General features: G+C 41.6%; 28 protein-coding genes and 2 tRNA genes. 6 read left to right on the forward strand and 24 right to left on the reverse strand.

Annotation, left to right across the window (positions count from 1 at the left end; genetic code table 11):
* Positions 1-30: 30 nt before the first annotated feature.
* On the reverse strand, positions 31-429 hold the full coding sequence (locus NF865_RS09240; RefSeq protein WP_253305655.1) for an OsmC family protein: 399 nt from the start codon (positions 427-429) through the stop codon (positions 31-33).
* 60 nt (positions 430-489) lie between these two features.
* Here NF865_RS09240 and NF865_RS09245 point away from each other — a divergent pair, with 60 nt between their 5' ends.
* Entirely contained in the window at positions 490-1,329 is an 840-nt protein-coding gene (locus NF865_RS09245) for an SPL family radical SAM protein (protein WP_253304429.1), read from the forward strand.
* Here NF865_RS09245 and NF865_RS09250 read toward each other — a convergent pair.
* The 15 genes from NF865_RS09250 to NF865_RS09320 all read right to left on the reverse strand — a co-directional run bounded on the left by NF865_RS09250 (position 1,324) and on the right by NF865_RS09320 (position 13,169).
* Positions 1,324-2,115 (reverse strand): gamma-glutamyl-gamma-aminobutyrate hydrolase family protein, encoded by a 792-nt coding sequence (locus NF865_RS09250; RefSeq protein WP_253304430.1) that lies wholly within the window; start codon positions 2,113-2,115, stop codon positions 1,324-1,326. The two genes, NF865_RS09245 and NF865_RS09250, sit on opposite strands and share 6 nt — an antisense overlap.
* Positions 2,116-2,233: 118 nt before the next feature.
* Entirely contained in the window at positions 2,234-2,464 is a 231-nt protein-coding gene (locus NF865_RS09255; protein ID WP_253304431.1) for a hypothetical protein, read from the reverse strand.
* A gap of 104 nt (positions 2,465-2,568) precedes the next feature.
* Complete coding sequence (locus NF865_RS09260) at positions 2,569-2,991, reverse strand: PPC domain-containing DNA-binding protein (protein WP_253304432.1); 423 nt, start codon at positions 2,989-2,991, stop codon at positions 2,569-2,571.
* 59 nt (positions 2,992-3,050) lie between these two features.
* Positions 3,051-3,506: a 6-carboxytetrahydropterin synthase gene (locus tag NF865_RS09265; protein WP_253304433.1), complete on the reverse strand. Its 456-nt coding sequence runs from the start codon at positions 3,504-3,506 to the stop codon at positions 3,051-3,053.
* An 813-nt stretch (positions 3,507-4,319) separates the two neighbouring features.
* Positions 4,320-4,700 carry a hypothetical protein gene (locus tag NF865_RS09270; protein WP_253304434.1) on the reverse strand — a complete coding sequence of 127 codons (381 nt, stop codon included), beginning with the start codon at positions 4,698-4,700 and terminating at the stop codon, positions 4,320-4,322.
* A 5-nt stretch (positions 4,701-4,705) separates the two neighbouring features.
* The gene (locus NF865_RS09275) at positions 4,706-5,536 is read right to left on the reverse strand and encodes a hypothetical protein (protein WP_253304435.1); all 831 of its coding nucleotides are present in this window, start codon (positions 5,534-5,536) and stop codon (positions 4,706-4,708) included.
* 783 nt (positions 5,537-6,319) lie between these two features.
* Entirely contained in the window at positions 6,320-6,988 is a 669-nt protein-coding gene (locus NF865_RS09280) for a TIGR00703 family protein (RefSeq protein WP_253305656.1), read from the reverse strand.
* Positions 6,989-7,211: 223 nt separating this feature from the next.
* Complete coding sequence (locus NF865_RS09285; protein WP_253304436.1) at positions 7,212-7,685, reverse strand: hypothetical protein; 474 nt, start codon at positions 7,683-7,685, stop codon at positions 7,212-7,214.
* Positions 7,661-8,125, reverse strand: a complete 465-nt coding sequence (locus NF865_RS09290; protein WP_253304437.1) for a hypothetical protein — start codon at positions 8,123-8,125, stop codon at positions 7,661-7,663. Before NF865_RS09290 ends, NF865_RS09285 begins: the two co-directional genes overlap by 25 nt.
* A 201-nt stretch (positions 8,126-8,326) precedes the next feature.
* Positions 8,327-9,157, reverse strand: coding sequence for a CPBP family glutamic-type intramembrane protease (locus NF865_RS09295; protein ID WP_253304438.1), 831 nt, complete (start codon positions 9,155-9,157; stop codon positions 8,327-8,329).
* A 45-nt stretch (positions 9,158-9,202) separates the two neighbouring features.
* Entirely contained in the window at positions 9,203-10,261 is a 1,059-nt protein-coding gene (locus NF865_RS09300; protein ID WP_253304439.1) for a hypothetical protein, read from the reverse strand.
* Between the two features lie 38 nt (positions 10,262-10,299).
* Positions 10,300-11,808, reverse strand: a complete 1,509-nt coding sequence (locus tag NF865_RS09305; protein WP_253304440.1) for a hypothetical protein — start codon at positions 11,806-11,808, stop codon at positions 10,300-10,302.
* 180 nt (positions 11,809-11,988) lie between these two features.
* Positions 11,989-12,065, reverse strand: a tRNA-Thr gene (locus NF865_RS09310).
* 43 nt (positions 12,066-12,108) lie between these two features.
* Positions 12,109-12,525: a nickel-responsive transcriptional regulator NikR gene (gene nikR / locus NF865_RS09315; protein ID WP_253304441.1), complete on the reverse strand. Its 417-nt coding sequence runs from the start codon at positions 12,523-12,525 to the stop codon at positions 12,109-12,111.
* Positions 12,526-12,632: 107 nt separating this feature from the next.
* Positions 12,633-13,169: a flavoprotein gene (locus NF865_RS09320; protein WP_253304442.1), complete on the reverse strand. Its 537-nt coding sequence runs from the start codon at positions 13,167-13,169 to the stop codon at positions 12,633-12,635.
* A 58-nt stretch (positions 13,170-13,227) separates the two neighbouring features.
* Here NF865_RS09320 and NF865_RS09325 point away from each other — a divergent pair, with 58 nt between their 5' ends.
* Positions 13,228-13,674, forward strand: a complete 447-nt coding sequence (locus NF865_RS09325) for an HAD family hydrolase (protein ID WP_253304443.1) — start codon at positions 13,228-13,230, stop codon at positions 13,672-13,674.
* Between the two features lie 159 nt (positions 13,675-13,833).
* On the opposite strand, the gene NF865_RS09330 is transcribed toward NF865_RS09325, so the two are convergent.
* From NF865_RS09330 to NF865_RS09355, 6 genes are all read right to left on the reverse strand, one after another.
* Positions 13,834-14,319, reverse strand: a complete 486-nt coding sequence (locus NF865_RS09330; protein WP_253304444.1) for a type II toxin-antitoxin system VapC family toxin — start codon at positions 14,317-14,319, stop codon at positions 13,834-13,836.
* 236 nt (positions 14,320-14,555) lie between these two features.
* Complete coding sequence (locus tag NF865_RS09335) at positions 14,556-15,203, reverse strand: pyroglutamyl-peptidase I (protein WP_253304445.1); 648 nt, start codon at positions 15,201-15,203, stop codon at positions 14,556-14,558.
* 14 nt (positions 15,204-15,217) lie between these two features.
* Complete coding sequence (locus tag NF865_RS09340) at positions 15,218-16,153, reverse strand: DUF979 domain-containing protein (protein WP_253304446.1); 936 nt, start codon at positions 16,151-16,153, stop codon at positions 15,218-15,220.
* Positions 16,150-16,833 carry a DUF969 domain-containing protein gene (locus tag NF865_RS09345; protein WP_253304447.1) on the reverse strand — a complete coding sequence of 228 codons (684 nt, stop codon included), beginning with the start codon at positions 16,831-16,833 and terminating at the stop codon, positions 16,150-16,152. The genes NF865_RS09340 and NF865_RS09345 overlap by 4 nt, the downstream gene beginning before the upstream one ends.
* A gap of 1,300 nt (positions 16,834-18,133) precedes the next feature.
* The gene (locus NF865_RS09350; protein WP_253304448.1) at positions 18,134-18,562 is read right to left on the reverse strand and encodes a UPF0179 family protein; all 429 of its coding nucleotides are present in this window, start codon (positions 18,560-18,562) and stop codon (positions 18,134-18,136) included.
* Positions 18,563-18,586: 24 nt separating this feature from the next.
* Positions 18,587-19,627: an NAD(P)-dependent glycerol-1-phosphate dehydrogenase gene (locus NF865_RS09355; protein ID WP_253304449.1), complete on the reverse strand. Its 1,041-nt coding sequence runs from the start codon at positions 19,625-19,627 to the stop codon at positions 18,587-18,589.
* A gap of 94 nt (positions 19,628-19,721) precedes the next feature.
* On the opposite strand from NF865_RS09355, the gene NF865_RS09360 reads away from it, so the two are divergent.
* The 4 genes from NF865_RS09360 (at position 19,722) to NF865_RS09375 (ending at position 21,933) form a co-directional block, all read left to right on the forward strand.
* Positions 19,722-20,528, forward strand: a complete 807-nt coding sequence (locus tag NF865_RS09360; RefSeq protein ID WP_253304450.1) for a DUF63 family protein — start codon at positions 19,722-19,724, stop codon at positions 20,526-20,528.
* Positions 20,529-20,530: 2 nt separating this feature from the next.
* On the forward strand, positions 20,531-21,286 hold the full coding sequence (locus tag NF865_RS09365; RefSeq protein WP_253304451.1) for a bifunctional fructose-bisphosphatase/inositol-phosphate phosphatase: 756 nt from the start codon (positions 20,531-20,533) through the stop codon (positions 21,284-21,286).
* Between the two features lie 50 nt (positions 21,287-21,336).
* Positions 21,337-21,444 (forward strand) — tRNA-Met (locus tag NF865_RS09370).
* A gap of 24 nt (positions 21,445-21,468) precedes the next feature.
* Positions 21,469-21,933, forward strand: a complete 465-nt coding sequence (locus NF865_RS09375) for a hypothetical protein (protein ID WP_253304452.1) — start codon at positions 21,469-21,471, stop codon at positions 21,931-21,933.
* Here the strand turns inward: NF865_RS09375 and NF865_RS09380 are convergent.
* Positions 21,891-22,541: a segregation and condensation protein A gene (locus tag NF865_RS09380; RefSeq protein WP_253304453.1), complete on the reverse strand. Its 651-nt coding sequence runs from the start codon at positions 22,539-22,541 to the stop codon at positions 21,891-21,893. The two genes, NF865_RS09375 and NF865_RS09380, sit on opposite strands and share 43 nt — an antisense overlap.
* Positions 22,542-22,551: 10 nt before the next feature.
* Positions 22,552-26,076 carry a chromosome segregation protein SMC gene (gene smc / locus NF865_RS09385; protein WP_253304454.1) on the reverse strand — a complete coding sequence of 1,175 codons (3,525 nt, stop codon included), beginning with the start codon at positions 26,074-26,076 and terminating at the stop codon, positions 22,552-22,554.
* Between the last annotated feature and the right edge of the window lie 36 nt (positions 26,077-26,112).

A 26,112-nucleotide genomic window follows, 5' to 3' on the forward strand; every position in this document is an offset into this window, starting at 1 on the left:
ATCACCTAAAACATATTGAAAAAGAGGGACTTAAACTTTTTCCCTAATAATCTCGTAGGAGTAAGTTACTTCAGTCCCGCTGAGTTTCAAATGAGCCCCGACTGAACAATATTTCTCTTGGCTAAGCTCTATAGCCCTTTTTGCCTTTTCTTCTTTTACATCTCCATAAATCCTGTAGTGTATGTGGACTTTGGTGTAAATTCTTGGGTGCTCCTCTCTCCTTTCCCCGCTTATTTCAACTTCGAGGTTTTCAATAGGCTCGCGCATTTTTTGAAGGATCATCAAGACGTCTATTGCAGTACAACCAGCCACGCTGAGGAGGAGTGTTTTCATCGGTGAAATGCCATTCTCCCCGAAGATTATTTTTCCGCCTTCCTCTGTAAGCGCTTCAAACTTGGAATCTCCGAGCCACCTAACTTTTCCTTTCATAGAAACCACCACCTTACAATGGCAGGAAAGTTTTAAATGTGTTTTGTGAACCTACGGTGTATGTACATAAGACCTTTTGATCCCTGGAAGTCGAAGCTCTGCACCTGTCCGTTTAAGTATACCCTCAACGTTTACACCGGCTGTGATCATGCGTGCGTTTACTGCTACATAACCTCTTACATCCCCAATGCATTTAAAGTGAGGATAAAAGAAAACCTTCTTCCAAACTTAGAACGGGAACTCCGAAAGCTTAAGGGGGAGTTTTTAGTGGCGCTTTCCTATTCTTCTGACCCTTACCCAAGGATAGACGAGAAGCTAAGGATAACCCGAAAGGTGCTTGAGCTTTTCAAGAGATACGATGTCCCCTGTTTGATTCTAACGAAGTCAAACCTGTTTGAGCGGGACTTGGACATTTTGAAAACTCTAAAATGTGCCGTTGGTGTTACCGTTACAACCATAGACAACGAAAAAGCGAGCCTCCTCGAACCAAATGCGCCCTCGCCAAAAGAAAGAATTAAAGCGCTAAAAAAAGCAAAGAAAGAAGGTATTCCTGTCTATGCTAGAATTGACCCAATAATACCATTTTACACGTGGGAGGACTTTGACGAGACCCTTGATGCGTTAAGCTTCGTGTCGCACATAACAGTATCTACGCTAAAACTCCGGCCAGATTCATGGAAGCGAATGGAGGCAAAGTTCCCAGAACTAATGAAAAAGCTCGCACCTCTCTACAGGAAAGGAGAAAGAATCGGTGGTTATTATTACCTTCCTAAAGACATAAGACTCAAACTCCTTGAAGAGGCAAGAAAGAAGATAGAATCAAAGGGCATAACCTTCGGGTCATGCAGGGAGGGCTACTACTCCTATCCAACTTGCGATGGTTCTCATCTAGTGTTATAGCTCCTCCACTTGCAGGTCAATTGAATTTTTCTCCTGATCTAAAAGGCCTAGTTTTTTCTTTTTGTATTCCAGAGCCTTATCAACGAGAGCTTTGAACAGAGGTTCCATCTCATTAAGGTACTCAGCCAGCCATTGAACACCTATTGCAAACTTCCCTTCTACCTCAATTGCTTCTATTATGCCGTCCTCTGCATAGGCTACAGGCTTTACATTGTTTCCAAGCTTCTTAATCGCCTGATGATGGAAGCTGTTAACTCCTATAAACACTTCGCTCGTGGACTCAACGTTCAAGTTTTCTTTGAGTATCTCAAAGAGAAGCGAGTCGAGTTTTATCCTTACCTCGTGAACTTTTGCGGCAGGATGGACTAAAAACTTCCCATTTTTAAGCCAATTATGTCGTATAGCCTTTGGAATTTCGCTTACATCCTGATACAAACTTCCTCCAAGGGCAACGTTTATTGCCTGTGCTCCTCTACCTATCCCCAGCATTGGTAGGTCTTTTCCCAAAGCGGCTTTAATGAGGGTAAGCTCAAATTCGTCCCTCTGGATATCAAGCCACTCAATTTTATCGGAGAGTGTGTCTCCATAATACCTTGGGTGTATATCAGGGCCTTCTGGGATTATGAGTCCATCTATTGCTTCGATAACATCAGTTATCCCCAAGAGGGGCGGAATTGCAACAGGAATTCCTCCGGCTTTTCTAATTCTTTTTACATAAGTGTCGTTTATTGTGAGAGCTCCAGTTTCCCAGTCAAAGGAAGCCACAATTCCAATAATTGGCTTCATTCTCCCACCCTTAACTAGTTATGTGTAATTCCTAAATACTTTTCTAAAAAAGAATGTGTGCAATTTCGCAATACATACGTTGTTTGGTTCCAGCCTAGCACAAGAAGTACTAAAAACACTACCCGACAATTACGCCTAAGACTTCTCCCTCCTTGGGTTTTATCTCTTCTATCTTTAGAATCTCAAAATTTTCCTTTTTAGCACCCTCTTCTTGGAAATATTTCTCCACAAGGTTTTCTGCTTCTTTTTCGTCCTTTGCCAGCACAAGGAGAGATACATAGCTTGTTCCTTCTCCCAATTCCTGGACTTTCCTACTAACTTTAGATTTGACTTTAAACAATCTCATCATGATATTTATATCATCACGAGCCTTTAAATATTTTTGCTTAAAACTTTGCCTAAAACAAGAAACAAGTATACAAATTGAAAAAGATAAAAAGATTCGCTCCCATTTCAATCCTCTTCAGCGTCCCATAGGGCTAAGCCGTTTTCTTGCGGCTTTCTTACCAGCGGTTCACCAAGGAGCTCTTGGATGTAAACTTCTGCAACGAAGACTTCTCCTTCAACTAAATGGCCGCCAAACAGCCTTCCTTCGCTATCGCCCAAACTTACATGGATGTGGACAAAGGGCTCATCGTCTTTTATGCTTATGTTTCCTAAGGCGGACACCAGCTCATAGGCGCCTTCGAGTTCGATAACTTTGTATTGTCCTTTTTCCTCTTCAAAATACCCTATTTTTGGATTCCTCAGAGTCCCAATTGCGCTGACAGTCCCAATTAACACGTTGTGCTTTTTTGCAAACTCGTTCAAAGCACTCAAAAACTCCTCCCCTTCTGGGATTCGGAACAGAAAGCTTCTACCCTTTGAAAACCTCATATCATATCACCTTTCAAGGTATTGGGTTTTGTGCAATTTAACTTTTTAGGTAAGTGCATTCAGCATTCGAGGGTAATCTCGGCATAACTCCTTGGGTCCTCCCAGATCCTTACTTTAATCTTTCTCACGTTTTTTCCGGCTTTTTCCGCTATTCTCTCTGCAAACCACTCTGCAATGTACTCCGCCGTTACATTTGGCTTGTTAAGGATTACAACTTCATCTTGGGGAAGCTTTAGATGCTTGCCGTTTTTTTCCACAACTACATAGCTTCCTTCCCTGCTAGTTACCCACTTTTCACTGACAAGGATTTTATGATCAAGAAGCTTTACGAGGTTCCCCAGGTGGTTAAAGTCAAATATCATGCCGTTTTCGTTCAGCTCGCCCCATATCTCCACTTCAACATTATACGTATGCCCGTGAATTCTGAGGCATTTACTCTCATAGGGTAAATCCAAGAAGTGGGAGCTGTCAAAGTCTTTATGCCACCTTATTTTCCTCTCAGCTATTTTGAACATGGGACACCACCAAGGATAAGAGCGAAGGACTGCTTTTAATGTTTTTGAATGAATCTAATTCCCCGTACGTCTTCTCTATTTAGCGTGTGCCTCTCAAGAATATGCTGTTTTAGCTCCTCAAGGCTTTTTGCTTTGTAGCCACAGAAGGGGCACACAAATATTTGAGTATTCTCCATCTTTCTCCCTCAGAGTTTTTGTAATGCTTTCATGGTATAAATATCCTCCGGAATGTTTTACTACATTGAGTAGTATATTATCGGACTTGTGTGTCAATTTATCTCTCAACTTTTACTCGAATTTGTTACTATAATCTGTATTTACATCATTTGAAATTTTATGCAGTACATAAAATACAATAATAGACATAATCTTTTATGGCAATAGTAACAAATAAATAATAATTACATATTCTCTAAACACTAATATTACTACTAATAATGGTTACAAAACACAAATTTTTTACTACATAAAGTTGTGCAAATCAACGATGCAAGCCATACAGGTTTTTCTTTGCAATCCACGGTTCTACAAAAATTGAGGTAGTGTTCTTGTATAAGCCGGCATCATTGCCAATTTTTTCCGTTACAATTGGCGGTGGTAATAATTAAAAGCAATGTCACTACTTTGTTGTCGATTACTCCATTTCCTGGTGAGATCCACAAGTTGTGGCAGGTACATAGTAGATTTTTGGATAGCAAGCACTTCAAATTTATTCAAAGCCATAAATATTTTAAACAGAGCTAAGGGGAGATTTAAAGGAAATAAGAGATAAATATCGATAAATACCATTAAAAGTAGATTCTAGACCCCTGACTAGAGTTTATTAACCCCATATTTGTGGCATGGCCCAATACAGCTCTCTTCTAAGAGTTTGTTATAGACATTAATGATCTCTTGGGCTAACTTAAGATCATTATCTTTGATGTGGTGAGGGTTTATTACAAATGCCTTAACGAAGCCACGTCCAATTCTCACAGGCTTTTTTGGATAATTAAGCTCATCTAATACACATTTTTCCAATGAAGAGAGGCAACTAACTGGAATCACCAGCTCTAGGCGACCAGTCTTCTGATTTTCTCTAAAAAATGGTCTAGCATTATCTCGATTGAGAGTTGCCTGATGGAGTTTTGCCACAATTATCTCCCTCGAAAGGGATACTAAGGAAGGATATTTTGGAATAACATCCCTTACCATTTTAATCACCCAAAATCCACCATATTTGAAAATAATCTACCGTAATCCGTCCGATATAAAACATATTTCGTATTTTTAGTTTCACCCATTCTTCTGAGTTTGTCCCATGATACATTTTTACCCACGATGACGTATATATCCGGGCCTTTCTGTGCATACCCGTAATAATTTACAGTGTATCCCCAAGCATATTTTACCTCGATCCTAATGTCCTCTAGAGGTAGATAAAGATCATATCTCTTGTTGCCTGATGTCCATTCCACTAAGCTTACAGTATACTTGGAGAGAGCCTTGGAAATGTGTGTTTTTATTATCCAATGAGGCACCTTTGACTTTGTGTTTTTAATTGAAATCCCATCAAGCTTAATAAGAGCTTTCTCTATCCCAGTCTTTATAGCCTCAAAAATGTGCTCTGATGTGAGCGGTTTGGGTGTTTTTCTCACATTTTCAATCAGAGATTCTGCGCTTATCTGATGCTTCCATGAGGCTATGGCTTGGAGACTATCTAACTTTGCTCTGAGAGTGCGGCTTAGGTATAATGCCATGGTGTAAGTATCAGCTCCAGTCTCAGTTCGTGTTAGCAAGATAGCAAGGGTTCGCGGGTTCAAACTTCCAATCTTGGGGCTTTTGGAATAATACCACCGGAAAGGCCTTAGAATTTCGTCTTCTGTCCAAGGAGTAAGCTCCAGATATAGACTTTTATTTCTGACCAAATTATACGCTCCTCCCATAGGGTTCCCCTTGAATGATAATTTTCCGTTCCTTTTAAACTTGTTGATTTTACCACTATACATAATTGGGATATAATCTACATTATATCTAATTTCCCTGTACAAAAAAGGGACATTACAACACGGGGAATTAGGATTTTGAAGGGGTATACTTCTCCATCAAGGAGCACCAAAAGGGATGACCACTAATCTTGGCTCAAGCAACAATATTAATGCTATCATATTGTCCAATGCATATATGAGATAGAGGTGTTCTTTTTCTAACAGATTTCCTGCTAGGGAGGTATTGGGGTTTGCATCTTCTCTTGCTCTTTCTCTCGTGTTATTGTCCTGTTGACCTAAATGCTGGTGATTACTCAAAGGTTGCTGGAAGGTGTAATTCTCGATGCACAATCTTGTTCAATAACGATAATTTGTGCGTCTTTTAATAGTAAAATTATTACTCCGAATATTTGTAATTTTTGCGAATTTTTACTTTAATTTAAAGTAATTTTTCTGCATCCTAATTTTTTAATTATCATTATAGAATAAAATGTAATAAGTAGTACCATAATAAAGAGTAATTTTAACAACTATAAGCTACAGTAAAAAATTGGGTTAAACTCTGAGAGTCAAACTATCACAGAATAATTTCATAATTATAAAACGTTAAGATGGGCGTCTAAATAAATGATCCGAATGTGAACAGCCTTTTAGTCAACTCAGCCGACCCATGAATAAGATTACCTTTACTGCGTAAGTATACAAGTCGAGTTACATTATCTGAAATTCTCCATGATGTTCCAGATTAAGGCAAGGGTTTGAATGTTTCAGGTCTCTCGAAGAGGATCCGAGAAGAGTAGCAGATACTCGAAATACTTGAGAAGCGGCAGAAATAAAGTTGAAGGCTCAGTCAAGCATCCTCAGTATCTTGTCCACTTCGTTTGATATTTCGACATCGAAGAGGTGTATAGTCGGCAAGAGCCACCAAAGGCGGTAATTGTGTGCATTATCTTCCTCGCCATAGTACTGGAAGACGAACCTTCCAACGCCGGTCATATCGCGGTGGACGTCCCTGACGGCCCTGAGAACGCGCCTGACCTTTGGTGAGTACTCCTCAAAGGGGAGGAGGATGCCTTTAACAAAGACTCTGTCCTTGAGGAAGTCTGTAGTTAAACCTACGCTTCCAACGTGCTTTTCAAGCTGGTTGAACTTCTTCACAGTCCAAAAGCGGTGCAGGATCACTCGTGCGTCTTCCTTGGCGAGTGGGTAGTTACCCTCCTCTGTGTCGAGCCAGAACTCGATGTAGGGCTGACCGCGCTCGATAACTATCCTTGCAAGGAGCCTCGCATTCTTTGGGATCTCCTGCTGGCTCTCACTGATGTGGTACTCTTTGCCCTTCTCGGTGTAGGTCTCGCCCTCTTCCCGGGTTCCAGTCCTTGAGACGAAATAGGCCTCTTTTCCGTCTATCGTTCCAAGGTGCAGATCGTAACCCCACGCCTTCAAGTCCTTGAACTTGAACCTTCTTTCAGCAGGGACGACTCCAGTGTTCTCGACTATGTAGTAGCCTTTGAGCATTTTGATCACCTTTTGTTATTAAAATTTTTGTCCTATTTAAGCTTTTCTCCAGAGGCATTTAAGAAAAACGAGACTCTCATCACACGCCGAGAGCCTAAACATAACTCTCACTTAGTGGATATGGGAAAAAGATTGTATCTAGGTGCTCGGCTCTTACATAATTTCCTTATCCACTTTCGGAGAGAGAAAAAGGCAAAACCACCACTACACACGAAGAGATGAGTTAACTAAGAGGCAACTTACTCTGCTTAGTGGCTTGTGCCTTGTAGATGTCTGAAACACGGTACACGGACACGTTAACCTCTTTCAAAGAGACTACGTCTCCGATCTCTACAAATAGAAGCAAGAATTCTGCTGGAATACCTTCAGGAAGGGACTTAAGGAACTTTTTCTGGTTGGCTGTAAATGTTAACCGACGTGTCTTTCCACTCTTGACTTCCACAAGTACTATCTTCCCGAGCCTTAAGATTGGGAGCTCAAAGTTTTTCTTAATTGGTTCCTCAGAGACGACCTCGAGTCTTTGTTTTCCTACAACATTGGCAGTCAGTATTATATAGTCAGGACGATATCCAACCCGCCCAGCGTGGTTTGGGAAAGATAATGTTCTGTAAAGTTCTGCAAGCCTGTCGATGTCTGTTTTGGGGAGGAAGTGAATCCCAGATATGAATGTTTCTACCTCTTTGAGGGTATCTTGCAATTCCCTACCCTAATTATAAAAACTCGTTCATTTAGAGCGTTATCTCTTTCCAGTTTTAATCTGATCATAAACCTGTCAGAATCCCGCCGTTGCTCTTTTAAGACATACAACGTTTTGAAGGCGGTAGGTGGCACCCAAGTTGTACCATAGTCTAATCCAAAAACTTCGCGAAAAAATCCCGAAGCAATTTCCAAGTTAGTTGGGGGCTTCCCCCCTATGGATGTCAAACGAACAGGGGCTAGATTGGAAAAGAACAAGCTGACATAATCATATTGCTTCTTCAACTCGGGGATTATTTTGTCCCACAAGTAAGCTCCTGCAATTTTCTCACCAAGATAGCCTTTTAAGCTCCTAACGAGTCCCGAGGGGATCTCAAAGGTTTCAGTCTTTTCCTCATCAAATTTAACACCGCTAACGCTCATCCGCTTCTTTCTAACCAACAAAACCCCACCTGTAGTCTTATTCGCAATTGTGTAAAATAAGGGTTACTGTCAGAATGAGTTTAACTTTTGGTTAACTCACTATCCCCCCCTGAAACTTTTGTTTAACCTTAGATTCAAAAAAGCTAAAGAAAGAGGCAAAAAACTATAGTTTGGGAGGGATTCAATTAACCACAGTTTTCACTTACCTGAGGTATCAACTCAAACAAACAGAATCCCCAAGTTTATCAAAAAGTGCAAGAGTGAGAACGCTATAATGGATGGGTACTTCTCATACAAGAAAATTGTTATTAATTGATACAGGAAGAGGTATGCAGCATAAAACGGGACTATACTCAAGTACGTGAAGAATATACTCAAGTTTAACAAGTGAGTAAGCGCGAAAACGACACTAGTGATGAGTTTTGCCATAGCCGAACCATCACCCTTTTTGTAAATGACGTCCTTCATTATAACCTCCTCAGCACTACTGAATAGGAAAAGTAAGAGCACTCCTTCGAGACTCTTCTCAAAAGGTATAATCTCTCCCAAAAGGTTCCCAATTACTACAAAAATTCCAACAGTGGCAAAAAAGAGCAACAACAACCTCTTACTCGGCTTATAAATCCTCAATTCCCGGGCAAAGTTGAGAGCAAAATATACGGCAAGAACCATAAAAACAGAAGCGAGCTCATACCTCTTGACCACTAGAACTGTCACGAGATACAACATTAGGAACAGTCTCGCTAGGAGTTCCCCCTTCTCAAGACTTAAAACCACAAAAAAGATTAGATAAAGCAGGAAAAATGATGTAGAATAAACTGAAGGCGATAATATCAAGAATGACAGTGCAACATAGAGAAGGATAACTTGAACCAAAAAAGGCGGAGAAGCGGAAACTGCCTCCTTAAACCACGTATGGCATATCACAATGAGAGAGAGGACAAAAAACAGTAAAAGCATGAAGACAAAAATAATGAATTCCGAGTTTTTGTACCAGATGAAAATGCTTTCTGCCAGCGAGTAGATGTATACGAGCACATATGGGATCATAAATGATACTGAAGCAAGTGAGAGAATCGAGGAAAGGATCTTGCTTCAGTTCTTCTCATAAACACCCACTAACACGAACAAAAGTAACACAGAAAGTAGCCCAAACATTACCATATACCTCTCCCGCTCTGGCACCCATGGCTCCATAACTACGCCGTACCCGTTGTAACTAACCAGAGGACTGAGCATGACCGATGGAAAGAAAAAGAAAACAGCCATAGCAGTGATTTCAAGTATTGTCGGCTTCGAGATGTCTAGCTGTTCTGGAAGGACTCTCAAGAGAAAGGGATAAAGGATGAAGTATAGATACGCAGTGAGGGATATGTATCCCACAAGGGGCAAGGAAACCTTGGAAAGTGTCAGTCCGAGCTGAGCCAGGTAATCGGAAGAATCCCACAGCCCAAGTGTGGAGGGAATAATATACAAACTAAAATCAGAGAGGATGTAAAAGAGTAGAACCGCATGGAGGTAGAATGGTAGCTTGTTGGTCTTACTTGCAGGTTTTATTAGAATTTCTTCCGCAATGATGTTATCAAAATCGAGAGCCCTTTGGAAGAGCTCCTTAAAGTTAATTCCTCTTATGGACGAGCTTTTGATTATTGAGTAAACTACGTAAATAGTGGCGGCAAGTGTGACGAACTTATCCATTATGAGAGGGTAAAGCTGGGCGACTGGATAAACTATGCCTATGGCGAATAAAACAAGCATTAGAAGAGTCTTTTTAACGCTCCTTTCAAAGTAATACGAGATGATAGGGAGGATCACGAATATGAGGACGATAGGGAGCGTGTTGAATATTCCCCTATGTGCAACCAGAAAACTCTCTGGGAGGACGAATTTTAGCATTATATTGGCGTTTGAAAAGAAGAATATTGAGAGGAGGGCATAAATGGTTAAGGGCTGGAGTTTGAATTCAATTTCGAGGAATTCTTGGAAGATGAAAATGGAAAGGAAGAATGTGGCGATTATTGAGAGTTTGTCGAGTACAAAGGGGAGCTCCAAGCTAATATTAAACGCATCAAGAACATCTAAGGTGAAATCGTAGACCTGAAGGACTAAGAGTAAAAGCATGATGATTGAAACAAGAGTTTCTTTAAGCTTCACTGACTAAACCTCCCTAAGAATTAAAATGAAGTGTTATTTTACTTTTTCCTTCTCAGAATCGCCGGAATTAGTGTGAAGCCGAGGAAAGCTATCGGGCCGCAAGTAGAGTTTTCAGAGTTATTGCTTTTAGTGATGACTTCGTGGTCTATCTTAACTCCCTGCATAAATTCGCTCTCTGGAGCTTCAGTGAGGACGATTATCGTCTGGTTAACGGTCTGCCCTTCTTTCGGATCTTTTATGTCCAAGGCTATCACCGGTTCTGGGTTGATTATTATAGCATCCGGCGGGAGGATCATATCATCAACACTGTAAGCGACCTCCTTGCTGACGTTGAATACTGTCCTAAAAGCTTCAACCTCACCTTCCACGTCGATTATGGTAACGTTGTGTCTGACTAAGTAACCGGGTTTTTCTTCACCGTCAACCTTGACAGTGACGTTATAAACTTCTGTGATTGCTTGGTAAGTAACTACAGCAGTTTCATTCTCTACTGTTTCTTCGGCTTGCTCCTCACTAACCTTCTCTTGAATATTAACGTCATGACCATATATCCTAAGCGCACTAGAGGGGGTGTAAGTCCATAGTGTTTCTACTTCAGCGTTTGTGTTTTGAACTTCAGCATTTGTATTGCTTACTACAGCATTTGACGTCTTTACTATGGCGTTAGTTGTTTGCACTACAGCGTCACTCTCGTGGACTCCAATGCTTACTTCATTCCACGCCTCCCAGCCTGAATAGTTGGGCACTTCATCAACATTGAATCGAGCAATGAGATCATACCATACCCCTACTAGTATTCCTGTCTTCTCGGGGAGAACTTTAATATCTGGTTCTGTGTTAGGTCCGCCTAACTCTATTGCCCACTTGAGCTCTCCGTCAGGACCTAACCTCAGCAGGTAATGCGTAGCTACTATGATATCTCCATTAGGAGCGATAGCAATTGCATAAGCTCTATTCCAGCTACTTCCGCCGTAAGTTTTCTGCCATTTCACATTCCCGTTCTTATCAAGCCTAAGAACCCAAACGTCCTTCCCACCGGCTCCAAAGCTTTCAGTCCAACCTGCTACTATAATATCACCATTATTAGCGATATCGACTGCATAAGCCACATCCGACCATTCGCCACCGTAAGTTTTTTGCCACTTAACGTTACCATTCTCATCCAAGCGAAGAACCCAAACGTCACCCCAAACATCGCCGAAGCTTGCAGTAAAACCCGCCACTATAATGTCACCATTCTCAGCGATTGCAATTGTATATGCCTCATCATTTTTACTCTCACTTCCTCCAAATGTTTTTTGCCATTTCACATTCCCGTTCTCATCAAGCCTAAGAACCCAAATATCTACACCACCAAGGTAATTAGTAACACCCACTACTATCACGTCACCGTTAGAAGCAATACCAACAGCATAAGCTCTATCAACCTCAAGTCCCCTATAGACCTTGGCCCAGTACGGTGATTCTTCTGCTTTTGCTTCCTTCGGCGTAATTACCAAAGCCCCCAGAAGGAGGCTGAGTAGGAAAAACGTGACTAATTTCCTCACGAGGCAACACCTAACTAGTTATTAGGGTACAATTATTAATAATAGTTGCGATAGTTGCGCATAAATTTGCTCTCTGGGAGAATCGTAGGCTGGGCTTGGTAATGGTGAGTTAACTCTTGGGTTCTGCCCACATGGTTTATTCTTGGAGAAAAGTTGGAGTTTATAAGAAGAGTAAGTTTGTGGAGCCGGGACCGGGATTTGAACCCGGGACCTGCGGATTACGAGTCCGCCGCCCTACCGAGCTAGGCTACCCCGGCATATACCCAAAGGTGTTGATAATAGGGAAATTTATAAGCTTTTTCATACCAGCTCTTTACCCGTGGTAGTCATGACGAGCTTTCCATGCTTTACGCCCTTCAAGCTAATTAGCCTCTCAGCTATTTTCTTTATTTTGCTGGCTTTACCTTTAACAACAATGACTTCAAGGCAGTTGTGCTCGTCCATGTGCACGTGAAGGCTGGAGATAATCTCATTTAGGTAATCATGCTGCATATCAAGAAGTTCTTTCACAACATCAGCCTCGTCGTGATTGTAAACAATTGTTATAGTCCCTGCAACTTCTTTATCTCCTTCTTCCCACTCATGCCTCACTATAAAATCTCTCACCAAATCTCTAATAGCTTCGCTTCTATTGGCATATCCCTTTTCCTCTATTATGCTGTCGAACTTTTCTAGAAGGTCTTCCGGCATCGAAACACCAAAGCGGATTATCTTCACTTTCAACCACCGGTGTAAATTCACCCCATAGATTTTTAAATTTTGATAAAACTCAAATGGTGCTTAAAATTTTGAGGAAGTTGTGAGTTCCTTGCCTTCTGCATGCATCATAAAAACCGCTCTAAAGCTTTCTCCACTTCATAGGGGTGCTCAAGAACTATTACTCCCTCTTCCTTAAGGGCTTCAACATGCTCGAGATCAACTTTGCGCGGGTAAATTTTGAAGACCTCTCCGTTGGGTGCTTTTGTCTCAACCACGGGCTTGGAATCCGTTGGTACAAGAATGAGGGGAATTTTGCTCTTCAAAGCCTGAGAAGCACAGCAAGAAAGAAGGGAATCAGCTATTCCTAGCCTTATCTTTGCGACGGTATTTGACGTTGCGGGGGAGATAACAAAAACATCAAACTTGCCCAAGTTAAATGCGCCGCATGAAGGAAATGCATGCCCCTGTTTGGACTCACGCACAATGGGAAAAGCCCCTATTCTTTCTAGGACTCCGTACATTCTGGCTACTTCTTCCCCAGCCGCGGAGAGGAATACCTTTATGTTATGAACCTTTCCCAGCCGTTCAAGAACCTCAACGCTCTCGACGAGGAAATGTCCAGCTCCGCTGATCCCCCATGCTATTCTCAACACCTTCACCATTCAAGCTTTGAGGGACAGAGTTTTAAGTCTTTTCGTGGAGTTAAAGAAGGGTGAAAATATGGAGATTCCAAACTATGGGCGAATTACTGCAAAGACGGTTATATTTGACTTAAACGGAACGCTGGGAGTTGATGGAAAGGTAAGCGAGGATGTGAAAGAGCTTCTGAAGAAGCTTACCGAGAAATATGAGGTCGTGGTTCTAAGCTCCAACACCTTTGGGACGCTTGAGGAGGAGCTCAAAGGGATTGACCTCAAGGTGGAGAGGGTTAAAGACGGCAACGAAAAGCTTGAGAAAGCTTTAGAGTATGAGCCGTACATAGGAATCGGCAACGGAAACAACGACGTTAGAATGCTTGAGAATGCAGAGCTGGCGATTTGTGTGGTAGGGGAAGAAGGGGCTAGTGTTGAGGCTTTGCTGGCCAGCGATGTGGTAGTTAAAGACGTTAAAGATGCCATAAATCTGCTGCTGAATGAAAAAAGACTAATAGCAACGCTTAGAGGGTAAAACGCTCTTTAACAGCCCTGCCAATACATGTTTTTCTCTTTTCCTTTGGTCTTGGGCTAAACGGCATAGGTATTAAAATCCTTGAGGGAAACTTAAAAGGCAATAAGGGGAGTATAAAATAGCGGATGATGATTAACTTGAGCTGATTGATGAAGAGCCCTATGAGCGCTGACGCCTTTTCCTCTTCTTTTTGGGGAGCAGTCTAACCCGGCTTCCACAGTCGGGGCAAATATTATCCGGAGGCTGAGTTTCGAACTTTCTTCCGCAGCCGATGCAAACGTAGCGCCATTTTATGACCTTTTTTATCCCTCGCTTCAGGGTTCTGAACTTGAGACCAAGAAGGGTTGCAATGTTTTGCAGGTTGTAGTCATCGGTAAATATCTCCGCTTTAAGCTCATAAGCCAAAGCAAGTATCTCGATGTCAGCTTCGCTTAGCTCTCCAAGCTCGCCAGTTTCTAGGGCTTTTCCCTTAACAGCTTCTATACTCTCTTTTGAGGGAACCATTACCTTAACTTTGCCAACACTTATTAGGCTCTCAACAAAAAGCCTTGATTCCGGGTCTTTAATCTCTTCAAGCACTTTTGGACTTGTGACCCCTTCCACATCGACCCCTTGGATAAATATTGCAGTGTCTATGACTAGCATGGGGTGTAGTTGGAGGAAAGGGTTAAAGGTTTATCGCCTTATTGTTGTGGGGGCAGTTAAGATAAATTTGCTTTAAAAGAATTTTCCAGTGAGCTTTGAATCAAAGTAAAAACAATCCCAAAATGTATAGCTGATAGCTTCATGAAATACTACTGTAGTCGTCCGACAGTATAGTTTTTCAGAATTCAAAAATTTAGGAAGTAATGAGAAAAAGAAAGAAAAATTTTGACAAAATGTCAAATCTTCTTCAGATATTCCTCAACACCTGTCTCAATTGCAATTTTTATTGCTTCTAGTTCCATTTCAAAGCACATACTCGGCATGTTCTGGCCCAAGATATAGAATTTGTTTGTAACTTGTTCTGGTAGATACGGGACATGTATGAATCCACTCATCTTGGGATATCCTTTAGTAGCGGAGTGGTGTAAGCTAAGGTACATAACGTAATTACAGAGGTATAATCCAGCACTGTTGGAGATAACTGCAGGAATTCCCTTTTCGTTTAGTCTCTCAACGATTTTACGAATTGGAAGGGTTGCAAAGTAAGCTATTGGGCCGTCAGGAACTATGGGCTCATCACGAGGCTGAAATCCTTCGTTATCTGGGATTCTTGCATCCATAAGGTTGACTGCAATTCTTTCAACGTTGATTCCACTTCTTGTTGGGGCAAGCCCCAAATGGATTGCAATATCTGGTTTTACTTCATCTAATATGCCTTCTAGTACTTTGCGAGCTTTTCCAAACACTACTGGGAGAATCCTCCCTACAACCTCTGCATTGCCTATTTCTTTCCCGTCTAATTCTTTTGCAATTTTTTCTGTTGGATTTATAGGGTCTCCTCCAAACGGCTCAAATCCCGTTACCAACACTTTGACTTCGGCCAATTTCCACCACCTCCTCAGAACAACAACACATACATTAAGATTATATGAGTTACCCACAAGACTATTGCCATTGGAATCTGAACTTTAATAACTTTATACTTGTCTTTGATGTCCAGTAAAGCTACGGGTACTATGTTGAAGTTAGCCGCCATTGGAGTTGTTAGAGTTCCACAGTACCCCGCAGTCATTGCGAGGGCTGTAGCGACAGCAGGATCTACTCCATATGCTTTTATGAGCAAAGGTACACCAATACCTGAAGTTATCACTGCAAATGCTGCGAAGGCATTCCCCATAATTATTGTAAAGATTGCCATTCCAAATGCATAGGCTACTATTGCCCCAAGTGGAGTACCAACTGGGAATATTGCCTTTACTAATTCAGAGACAATTTCTCCAACGCCTGCTTTATTAAACAAGGCTCCTAACGCAGCAAGATATGGTGGCAAAACTAAGGCCCATCCAAGTCTATCACTTGTTTCCCTTCCAGAGTCCAGGATGTGTGCAAACGAATCCTTGGGAGCGTAAAACTTTGTTGCAATTAGTGCAAGAACGCTTCCGACGCCTAATCCAACTAAGGGGTGTAACTTAGCTAGAGCAAACGCTATTGCAGTACCTGAGATTAATACTATTGGAATCAATAGTTTGTTACCTAATTCTTCACGTCTCTTCTGCTGGAATTCTAAAGTAGTACTAAAGTAAGTTCCTTTTCCTATTTTCTCCAATCCTGCCAACAATGCTATCAAAACCACCAAAGCACCGGAAACTACAGGCGGGAGCCATTTTCCACCTACAAAGATCAGCCCTAATACAAACCAAAATATGGCCGTCCCAATTCTTGCTTCATGTTTCTCATCCTTTAATGTCATATATGCATAAAACCAGAGAATTATCCCTGTGAGTATATAGAAGTACTCCAAAGTACTTTTAGATGCTAGTAATTCCTTTATCATTGGGTTTCACCCCCAAGAACCTTCCTATCAAGTATCATAAAGTATACGAATCCGTAAATTGCAGTTATTATTCCTATTGGTATTGACGCTCTTGCCAAATCAGTGAGTTGAACAGAATACCCTAGTTCTTCCATAACCCCTTGAATTAAGAGAATTCCTGCTGCAGCAGGGAAGATATTCTGAGCAAAAAAGTTTCCAAAGTTTTCAGCTGCAGCTGTCATAGCCTTGACAGTATCTATCTTTTCTTCTGATGCATCCTTAATTTTTTGTAAGAGAGCAGCCTCTGCCATTGGAGCAATAATTGGCTTAACGAATGCTGCGTGACCTCCTAGTCTCATACCTGTTGCGACGGAAATTTCCCTTATTAACTGATAGACGTAGGAAATTCTTCCAGGAGTTGCTCCTTTAAGCTTTGAAATGATATACTTCATTTGTTCCATTAGGCCATGTTTTTCAGCTATCCCTATAGCGGGCAACATTATCAAAAATAGTATCATTGTCCTGCTACTCACAAAAGCGGTTCCTATAGTTTCGAGGATTTCCGTTATACTAAGTCCCCCAAGTATTCCTGAAACAATACCTCCGGCCAGCACAGCAAGTAGAGGGTTGATTTTATACTTGGAACCTAGCGCTAATCCCAATACGACTATCAAAACTCCCAATGCTGGTAACCATCCCATTTTCATCCACCTCTTTTTCTTTTTTCTTCGGCTGGTGTCAGAACTAATTTGCTTCCATCATTCACCAGCCTCACAGTTTTCCACTATTACTTTATGTTAAATTTGTATGTAGCAACGTTAACTTTTGCATCCCGGTAATTAAAAGTTTAACGTGTTAATTTTTGTCCATATATCTCGTAAAATGTTGACTTAAAAGTTGGCTTTAATCCTCTAAGTCTTGTAATTGTTGGTTAAAACTTAAACTGAAAAATCACAAATTTTTATCCAAATTTCACTATTAAAAATGTGAACAAGGTAAATTCATATAGAAGCTTCCTCAATAATCTTCTCAATACTCAGACCGATGATGCTAACATTCAACCATAAAATCTAAAAAACTCAAATTTTGTCATACGTATTTGAACTCACACGTACGTACACAGCGAACACTCAAAAACGTCAGAAAAACAGCAGTACCTTTCCAACAAGGAGAAACCAGCAGTTTGCTTGTAATCAGTAGAAATGTACCTTAAGTGGTCACGATTTCGAATTGTAGTGAGCTGGTAACTCAGCTTGGGATGAACATCACCTTGGCAAGGCGGAGACAAAAAAACTTCTTCTAAGGTAAGGAATTAACCCTCGAAGAGCATAGTTCTTGAAAGTAAACCTTCTCAAAAGGGTAACATTTTTACTGAAGGCGTAGAGCCTTTGCGTAGTTCCTATTGGGGAGTCTAGAATGATTAATTAAAAGATTTAAGCAAACAGCAGTTAAACGCACAAACTCTCTTATAATAATGTAATTCTCTTATTACGGTCTGAGAAAATAGTAGAATCAGATGACCTTTATAGTCCCCGTCTACAGTTATTGTCGCTAAAGAAGTAAAAGATAAAAGGAGATCACACAACTAAGCTCTCAAAGTCTCTTGGAACTTTTGTAATGACTTCTGCTCCTTTTTTAGTTACTATTACTGTATCTGAATGGCGGAAACCTCCAACTTTTGGGATATAAAATCCTGCCTCACAAACTTAAAAGCAGATTCATATTTCTTTGCATTATCAAACGGTTGTCTCCGTAAGATCTTCCAAAACAGCTAGGAAGAAATTCTTAGTAACCTACTAGTTCCTCGTTGTTGTAATCTCAACTGCTAGAACTTCCCACTTTCTATGTTAATTATCCTCAGAGAACATTTTTTCCTCTAAAATTTCCTCATCATAACTGCGATTATGCTCCTTTTTTGACTGAGAGAGGTTTGGCAAGTATAATTTTATTATTCGAGAAGAAGAGGTAATAGCTTTCACAAAAGTAGAAAAGAAGAGGTAGTCATTCTTTTTCCCGGATAACCCTTACGATCTTGTATTTTTTCCCCTCACATTCAAAATCTCCAACAATTTCAAGAATCTTGACGAGGTCGCCCTCAAAAAGGCCTTCCGGCTTAACGAGGTCTTGCTTTTCTGGGTCGTTGCACTCTACAAAGCTCAGCTTTATTTTCGAGCCTACTACTGCTATCCTTGGCTCCACTGCCACATCGATTGCCGGTTCTACGACCTCGACAACTCTTACTTTTCCTTCATGAAGGGGACACGAGTGCTCTATGTTTCTGACCCTTACGACTTTGTACCTCCTTCCTGGTTCTAGGTTCCCTACGCAGACTCTTGCCAATCTACAGCTTTTGCATGGATCTGCAGGCCCGTAATAGATAAACTCTACTCCCGGTTTTGCAAGCTTTTCACCGACCAGCGTGATTACCATTTTAACACCTCCTGTGAAAGATGATCATATTACACCTGTTATTTTAGCAGCTTTCTCTGCGGCTTCTCTTGTGAGGCCGTCTTTACCTAAAATTGTATACCTATCGGGTCTGATTGTGTGGGCTATTGTTAATGCCTCAATAATATACTCTGGATCAATTCCCAACTCGTATGCATTAGTAGGTGCCCTGACCTTCTTTAAGGTTTCCCTAATTTTCTGCCACTTAAGGCCGTGGAGGTATGCCATTATTATCGTTCCAACTCCACATTGTTCTCCATGGAGAGCAGGCTTTGGAGCAATTGCATCTAATGCGTGGCTGAATAAGTGCTCTGCACCGCTTGCAGGCCTTGAAGAGCCTGCTATACTCATTGCTACACCGCTGGATATCAAGCCCTTTATAACTTTTCTCACACTTTCCTCATTGCCAAGCCGGATGATATCAGCGTTTTTGATAACCATCTTTGCGCTCATAAGAGAAAGTGAAGCGGCGTATTCGCTGAAGTATTCCCCTTTAATCTTGTGGGCGAGCTCCCAATCTTTTACCGCTGTAAGGTTGCTTATCGTATCTCCCACTCCCGCCGCAAGATAGCGATAGGGGGCGGTCTTTATGACCTCAACATCCGCAATGACCGCTATAGGAGGGCGGGCTTTTATTGATGTTTTTGTGCCAAGATCCTTTATTGAGGCGTTTGCACTTGCTATGCCGTCATGAGAAGCCGTGGTTGGAAAGCTTATGAATGGGACGTCAGCCTTAAAAGAAGCCAATTTGGCAACGTCTATTATGCTTCCCCCTCCGACGCCAATAACCCAGTTTACGTTCTCGTCTCTTATTACGTTGAGAGCTTTTTCAACTTCTTTCATTGAAGCTTCTTTTACTACCAAACTCTTTACATCAAAAGACTCCTTTAAATGCTTCTCCACATCTTTTCCAGCAATTTCCTTTGTTTTTGGGCCATAAAGAATTAGGCTCCTCTCACCTAATTTGAGCCTTTTGGCAACTTGGCTAACTTTATCTTTGAGATTTTCGCCAAGAAGAACTTCCCTTGGTAGCTCCATTAAGTGCATGATAATCACCTTTCTATTCTTCTCCCTTAAGCTTAAAAAATAATTGGAAGAAAAAGTTTTAACCAATTTCGGGATACTCACTTCAGGTGATTAAATGAGCATTGGAGAGGTTTTTCAGAGATATTTCATAGACCCAATAAGGTACAATCAGGGCTACAACGTTGTAAACACCCTCACCTATGCAGTAATTCTCGGATTGGCGGCCCTTGGCGTGTATAGGGTTCTTAAAAAACTCGGCATAAAATATGACAACGCGTTCTTTAGGGCATTAATTCCATACATGATTTTGGGCGCCTTTGGGAGAGCACTTACGGATGCAACTATAATCCCCAGAACCTATCTTACTGTTACACCGGGCATATATTTCGTCGTTTTTGCGATAACGTTCTCTGCACTTTTAATAACCCACAGGCTTTTTGAAGACTGGAGAAAAGTATTTCTCTACTTTGGATGGGCTCTTGTCGGTGGAGAGTTCCTTCTTCTGCTTTTCAACTTAGACAAAGTAAGCTTTAACTTCGAGGTCTTAAAGTACTTCATTCCCTTTGTATCGCTTGCTCTGGCGGCGGTGTATCTCCTCTCCAAGAGGATAAGGCTCGTGAGGGAAAATTCTTACCTTTTTTACGCTCACTTTTACGATGCAACGACAACGTTTGTGGGTGTTGATTTCCTTGGCTACTGGGAGCAGCACGTGCTACCGAGGTATCTCATGAACCTTACGGGGACTGCCGCGGTTATGTATCTTTTGAAGTTTTCAGTCTTGATGATTGCCCTTTACCTAATGGAGGAGCTTCAGGAAAGTGAGAGCGATAGGGAGCTTATGGACTTTATAAAAATGGTAATGTTTATCCTCGGCTTTGCTCCGGGGACAAGAAATCTATTGAGAATGCTTATGGGGGTGTAGATATGGATGAATGGAATGAGGTAGCCCTTAATCTTGCAAAAAATATTGAGCGGGAAATTATGCCTCTCTTTGGGACAAAAAAAGCCGGAGAGTTCGTAGGCTTTAGCCCGAGTGGAGACAAAACCAAACTTGTGGACAAGATTGCAGAAGATATTGTTTTGGAACACCTTAAGCCCCTTGGAGTAAACGTGGTGAGTGAGGAGACGGGAAATATAGACGTGGGAAGTGAGTACACAGTTGTAGTTGACCCTCTTGATGGTTCATTCAACTTCATCCACGGCATCCCGATCTTTGGATTCAGCTTTGCAGTGTTCAAAAACAAAAACCCCGTTTATGCAATGCTCTACGAATTCATCACAAAGAACGTTTATGAGGGAATTCCTGGAGAAGGGGCATATCTGAATGGCAAGAAAATACAGGTTAGACCTCTAAAAGAGGATTCGATCTCAATAAGCTTCTATACAAGGGGAAGAGGGATAAAACTTGCTGAAAAAGTTAAGAGAACAAGAGTCTTGGGTGCCATAGCAGTAGAGCTTGCTTACCTTGCTAGAGGCTCATTGGATGGTGTAGCGGACGTAAGGAACTATGTAAGGCCTACCGATATAGCGGCTAGCTATGTAATAGCAAAGGAAGCTGGAGCCATTATAACCGACGACAAGGGAAATAACCTTAAGTTTAGGCTAGATGTGACAGAAAGGCTAAACATAATAGCTGTTAATGATGGAAAGCTCCTTGAACTCATACTTAGTGTCATCTAGTGATGGGCGAAAGATTTAAAAATAGAACGCAAAGAGGTATATGCGAAAGTGCGGGGGTGGCTCAGCCTGGTCAGAGCGCCCGGCTCATAGGGTTGCTCCCCTTCGGGGGAGCCTGGGAAACCGGGAGGTCGCGGGTTCGAAGCCCGCCCCCCGCACCATTTACAACGCTTCTTGGTGTTCTTATGTTGCTTACGAACCATGCTAGGGAGAGAATAATCAAACGTCTTTCAAAAAGCAGGCGGCTCGAGAAAATATACTCAGCCCTTCTGGATTTTCTTAAGGAAGCAGAAAAAATTGAGGTCAATGATAAGATCGTTATATTTACTGACAAGAGAAAATCCCTTGTGTGCTCTAGGCTCGAGTGTAAGAGGTTCAATAAGTCGGAAATTATAAACGAGATCAAAAATATTGGAGAAACCTATGAGTGCGTATTTTGGGGAGATAAAAAGATTGTAAAGAGAACCACCCCAAAGAAGTTTCTAAATGAAATCCCTGACGGAGAGTTCTACTTCTACATAAACAAGGATAAGAAAGTCATGTACATCGGAAAAGATGAACCCCTTCTCGCGATAACCTTTAGACCGGCAAAAAGAGGGGAGAGGGACTACGTTGGAATTACAAATATTTCTCCAAATGGTTCTTCTTGAATAAGCTCGACCTTTCCCATGTTTGCTAAAAAGAGCAAGTAGAGGAACGTTCTTGCTATTATTTTGGGAGTTGGATCAAATATCAGCTCCCAGAAGGATATCTTATCTTTTGTTTCCTCGTAGAGCTCTTTGACTATTGCGTAAAGTCTGTTCACGTGCTTTTCTATGTCCACTCTGAAATCGTCAACAACGAATATTTCCTCCTCAATTTCAACCTTCTTTTTCTTCCGCGGCTTTTTCTTCTCTGCCTCTTCTAGTGCATCCATGAGGGCTTCAATAAGGTCATCGAGGGTGTAATAGCGCTCAACTCTTCTAAGCGGTGGCACGTAGGGTTCTACGTCAACCCTGATTCTTTTTTCTTCCTTTTCTTCTTCCTCTTCTTCATCCCCGTAAAGCAGGGCCTCTGTTTTCATTCTAAGAAGAATGGAGGCGGCAAGAATTGCTCTAGCAGAGATTCTTAAATCGAGATCTCGCATCTCCCTAATGCGCTCAATGTACTTTTCTGTGAGGTCAACTATGTCTATGTTCCATGGATCGACCTTGCCCATGGTGACGAGCTGAAGGAGGATGTCAATAGGTGTTATCTCTTCATCTCTTCGTTGCTCCATTTTTCTTCACCTATGATGCCGCGTTCTTTGCCCTTGCCTTCTCCAGATACTCCATGGCTTTCTCAAGGCTTAGGCTCACGACCCTTGAAATTCCGTTGCGCATTGATACCCCTATAATCTTGTCTGCGTTGGCCATCATCACGTCTCTGAGAGTTATCACTATAAACTGGCTGTCCTTAGAGGCTTCTTTTATCAAATCTGCAACTCTCTTTACGTTTGCGTCATCAAGGTGGGCATCAATTTCGTCGAAGAGATAGAACGGAGCTGGCTTAAAGCGTTGAATTGCAAAGACAAAAGCTAATGCCGTCAATGCCTTCTCTCCACCGCTCATAGCCTCTATCCTCTTCACTTCCTTTCCAGCTGGCTTAGCTTCTATGTCCAATCCACCGCTGAAGGGGTCCTCTGGGTTTTCGAGTATTAACTTGGCTTCTCCACCTGGAGAGAGCTTTGCGAACAGTTCCGAAAAGTTCTTTGCAATGGCATCCAGAGTTCTTATGAAAACGTTCTTCTTCTGCGCCTCTATCTCGTTTATGAACTCGATGATGCTGTCCTTTTCTGCTTCAAGTCTCTCCCTCTTTGATTTGAGTTCCAGATAGCGCCTCTCTACAACTTCATAATCCTCAATGGCCTTCATGTTAACAGGTTCGAGCTTTCTAATTTCTTCTTCCATCTCACTTATCTCTTCCTTGAGCTTCTCTAGGTCAAGAGGAATTTCTTTAACGCGCTTAACATCGTGATGCTTGAGCTCTCTTTCCTTCTCACGGAGCTGAGTCTCGTATTGAGCAATTCTTATCTTAAGCGAGTTTGCCTCGATTCTGAGCTTTTGCAAAGTATCTCTGAGTTCCTCCTTTTTCCCCCTTAGCTGAGATATTTCTTCTCTCAGCTTCTCTCTTTCGTCTCTTAGGTGTTTAAGTTCCTCTTTAACGTCTTTCTCTGCCTCTTGTAATTTTTCGAGCTCTTCTTGTAGCTGAGCAATGTCTTCTTCATTCTTTCTTATGCTCGCTTTGAAGGCATTTATTCTGTTTATAAGTCCCTCAATCTCTTCTTCTAAGTCGGCTTTCCTTGGGATTAGCTCCTCGTTGATTCTAATATCAAGACTTTCAAGCTTTGATTCAACCTTGCTTAGCTCTTCCCTAAGGGCACTAAGCTCGTGCTCTACTTCTCTTATCTTCTGGTTGAGTTCCCTCGCTTCTGGGTTGTCAAGGGCTTTTCTCAGCTTTTCTCTCTTTCTCTCAAGCCTTTCTATTCTTCCGCTGAGCTTTGCAAGCTTGCCTTTTGTTTGGTGAATTAATTTTTCGAGCTCTTCTATTCTTTTTTCTCCCTCTTCAATTTCCTCTTTTAGTGCATTGTCTTCACTGAGCAGTCTGTCCATCTCCTTTTGGAGAACCTGAAGATCCTTTGAAAGGTCGCTCTTTTTCATTCTCAGCTCAAACAGCTCTCTCTCCAGACCCTTCTGCTCGGCTTTGAGAGCATTTATTTGGGATTCCAGCGATTCTCTTTCCATTTCTAAGGCCTCTAAGCGTCTTTTTATCTCATCAGTGTTTATCCCGAGCTTTGCTTTGGGTCTGTAATATCCACCGACAATCGCTCCACTTCTCTCTAGGAGCTCCCCCTCAAGTGTAACCATCCTAACTTTTCCAATTCCGACTTCTCTGGCTTCATCCATGTCGTTAACTATAAGCGTATCCCCAACCGCGAAAGAAACCGCATTTTTGAACCTGGGGTCGTATTCAATAACGTCCATAACTGGAATTCCTTTGGAGGTTTCAGCAAGCTTACGTGGCTTTATTTTGTTTAACGGGAGAAAAGTAAGCCTGCCAAGTTTGTTTTTCTTGAGGAAAGTTATTGCTTCTTCTGCAACTCTGTCGTCTTCAACAACAACGTTGTCTGCATGGGAGCCAAGGGCAACTTCAACCGCAGTAAGGTAGCTCTCGTCCTTGACCGTTATAAGCTCCGCTAAAGAACCGTAAATCCCTGGTATGTCTGCCTTCTTCAATGCCTCAAGTGTCCTGTTGCCGCTAATTTCTTTCTGTGCCTCTGCTTTTATGAGTTCTTCACTTACCTTCTTGATCTCCGGAAGTATTTTTTCCAGCTTTTGCCGCTTTTCTTCGAGCTCTTTCTCAAGGTGCCTCAATCTACTGCCAATTTTTTCCATTTTACCCTCTACTTCAGATAACTCGGACTTTTTCTCTTCAATCTCCTTTTTGATTTCCTCGATTTTACCTTTGAGTGCCAGCCTTTTTGTGGAGTTTTGAGCGTTCTTTGTACGAATTCTCTCTATTTCATCTTTCATTTTTTCTATTTCGTTTTCTTTGAGGTAGTATTCCTTTTTTGAGTCTTCTAGCTCTTTTTCAACTTTGTCAAACTCCTCCTTGGCTATGGAGAAGTTCTTGTCTATTTCCGCCAGCTTTAAAACAAGCTCGTTTCTTTCCTTTTCCTTTTCTCCTATTTCTTTGAGAAGTTTTTCTTTTCTTTTCTTCCATCTCTCTATTGCGGACTTGCTTTTTTCTATCTCCTCAGAAACGGCCTTGAGTTCTTCCTTTGTTTTCACGAGTCTTCTTTGACTTTCTTCAATCTCTCTATTCGCTATTTCAATATTCTTCTTCGCCAGCTCTATTTTGGATGTAACATCGCTTATTTTCCTCGTTACTTCGAGAATGCCATCTTCACTCTTTTCCTCAAGCTCTCTTTCAATTTGGTTGAGAGTTTTTTCCTTCTCGATTATCTCCTTTGCAATTTCTTCCAGCTTTTTGCTTATCTTTTCGATCTCCTCTTTGATTTCCTCGTCACGTTTTTGGCTCTCTGCGATTAGGTTTTCAAGGCGTTTCACTTCCCCTACGAGTAAGGTCGTCTTAGCTACCTCTAGCTTTTCTTTTAGATCCAGATACCTTAAAGCATCGTTTCTTTCCTTCTCAAGCTTGTCAAGCTGTGTTTTTACTTCTCTAATCAGCAGGTCAACTCTTGCCAAGTTTTCTTCTGCCTGTTTCAGCTCTTCAAGGGCTTTCTTTTTCTTTTCATCGTACTCTGCAACACCAGAAATTTCGTCTATTATCATTCTCCTCTCTGTTGGACTCATTTTAATGAACTTGGTTATGTCACCTTGAAGCACCAAGTTGTAGCCATCGGGAGATATCATTGCAGCGCTCAATAAATCGAGGATATCGCTTCTGCTGGTTCTCCTTCCGTTAAGCCAGTAGTTGCTCCGCCCATCGGGGTAAACACGTCGCTTTATGACTACTTCATCCTCGTCTATTGGGAAGCCTCTGTCTTCGTTGTTGAAATATATCGCCACTTCGGCATATTTAGCCGGGGGTTCCTCTCTCGTACCGGCGAATATTAGATCACTTATCCTTGTTGCACGCATAGCTTTTGCTGAAAGCCCACCAAGAACGAAAAGAATAGCATCACCAATATTGCTTTTACCACTTCCATTGGCACCAACTATCGCTGTGAATCCACGAGAAAAAGGAACTACAACCTTTCTATTTCCATATGATTTGAATCCCTTCATTTCCAATTTCTCTACATAGGGCATATTTAACACCTAAGCCGAAGTAGGATAAAAAGTAGT

The organism is Thermococcus aggregans (genome assembly GCF_024022995.1).
In the GTDB taxonomy this organism is placed as follows: Archaea; Methanobacteriota_B; Thermococci; order Thermococcales; family Thermococcaceae; genus Thermococcus_A; species Thermococcus_A aggregans.

Coding starts and splice junctions, on each gene's coding strand:
- NF865_RS09240 (WP_253305655.1), bottom strand. CDS start 429: ATGAAAGGAAAAGTTAGGTGGCTCGGAGATTCCAAGTTTGAAGCGCTT.
- NF865_RS09245 (WP_253304429.1), top strand. CDS start 490: ATGTACATAAGACCTTTTGATCCCTGGAAGTCGAAGCTCTGCACCTGT.
- NF865_RS09250 (WP_253304430.1), bottom strand. CDS start 2,115: ATGAAGCCAATTATTGGAATTGTGGCTTCCTTTGACTGGGAAACTGGA.
- NF865_RS09255 (WP_253304431.1), bottom strand. CDS start 2,464: ATGATGAGATTGTTTAAAGTCAAATCTAAAGTTAGTAGGAAAGTCCAG.
- NF865_RS09260 (WP_253304432.1), bottom strand. CDS start 2,991: ATGAGGTTTTCAAAGGGTAGAAGCTTTCTGTTCCGAATCCCAGAAGGG.
- NF865_RS09265 (WP_253304433.1), bottom strand. CDS start 3,506: ATGTTCAAAATAGCTGAGAGGAAAATAAGGTGGCATAAAGACTTTGAC.
- NF865_RS09270 (WP_253304434.1), bottom strand. CDS start 4,700: ATGGTAAGGGATGTTATTCCAAAATATCCTTCCTTAGTATCCCTTTCG.
- NF865_RS09280 (WP_253305656.1), bottom strand. CDS start 6,988: ATGCTCAAAGGCTACTACATAGTCGAGAACACTGGAGTCGTCCCTGCT.
- NF865_RS09295 (WP_253304438.1), bottom strand. CDS start 9,157: ATGATCCCATATGTGCTCGTATACATCTACTCGCTGGCAGAAAGCATT.
- NF865_RS09320 (WP_253304442.1), bottom strand. CDS start 13,169: ATGGTGAAGGTGTTGAGAATAGCATGGGGGATCAGCGGAGCTGGACAT.
- NF865_RS09325 (WP_253304443.1), top strand. CDS start 13,228: ATGGAGATTCCAAACTATGGGCGAATTACTGCAAAGACGGTTATATTT.
- NF865_RS09330 (WP_253304444.1), bottom strand. CDS start 14,319: ATGCTAGTCATAGACACTGCAATATTTATCCAAGGGGTCGATGTGGAA.
- NF865_RS09340 (WP_253304446.1), bottom strand. CDS start 16,153: ATGATAAAGGAATTACTAGCATCTAAAAGTACTTTGGAGTACTTCTAT.
- NF865_RS09345 (WP_253304447.1), bottom strand. CDS start 16,833: ATGGGATGGTTACCAGCATTGGGAGTTTTGATAGTCGTATTGGGATTA.
- NF865_RS09350 (WP_253304448.1), bottom strand. CDS start 18,562: ATGGTAATCACGCTGGTCGGTGAAAAGCTTGCAAAACCGGGAGTAGAG.
- NF865_RS09355 (WP_253304449.1), bottom strand. CDS start 19,627: ATGCACTTAATGGAGCTACCAAGGGAAGTTCTTCTTGGCGAAAATCTC.
- NF865_RS09360 (WP_253304450.1), top strand. CDS start 19,722: ATGAGCATTGGAGAGGTTTTTCAGAGATATTTCATAGACCCAATAAGG.
- NF865_RS09365 (WP_253304451.1), top strand. CDS start 20,531: ATGGATGAATGGAATGAGGTAGCCCTTAATCTTGCAAAAAATATTGAG.
- NF865_RS09375 (WP_253304452.1), top strand. CDS start 21,469: ATGTTGCTTACGAACCATGCTAGGGAGAGAATAATCAAACGTCTTTCA.
- NF865_RS09380 (WP_253304453.1), bottom strand. CDS start 22,541: ATGGAGCAACGAAGAGATGAAGAGATAACACCTATTGACATCCTCCTT.
- smc (WP_253304454.1), bottom strand. CDS start 26,076: ATGCCCTATGTAGAGAAATTGGAAATGAAGGGATTCAAATCATATGGA.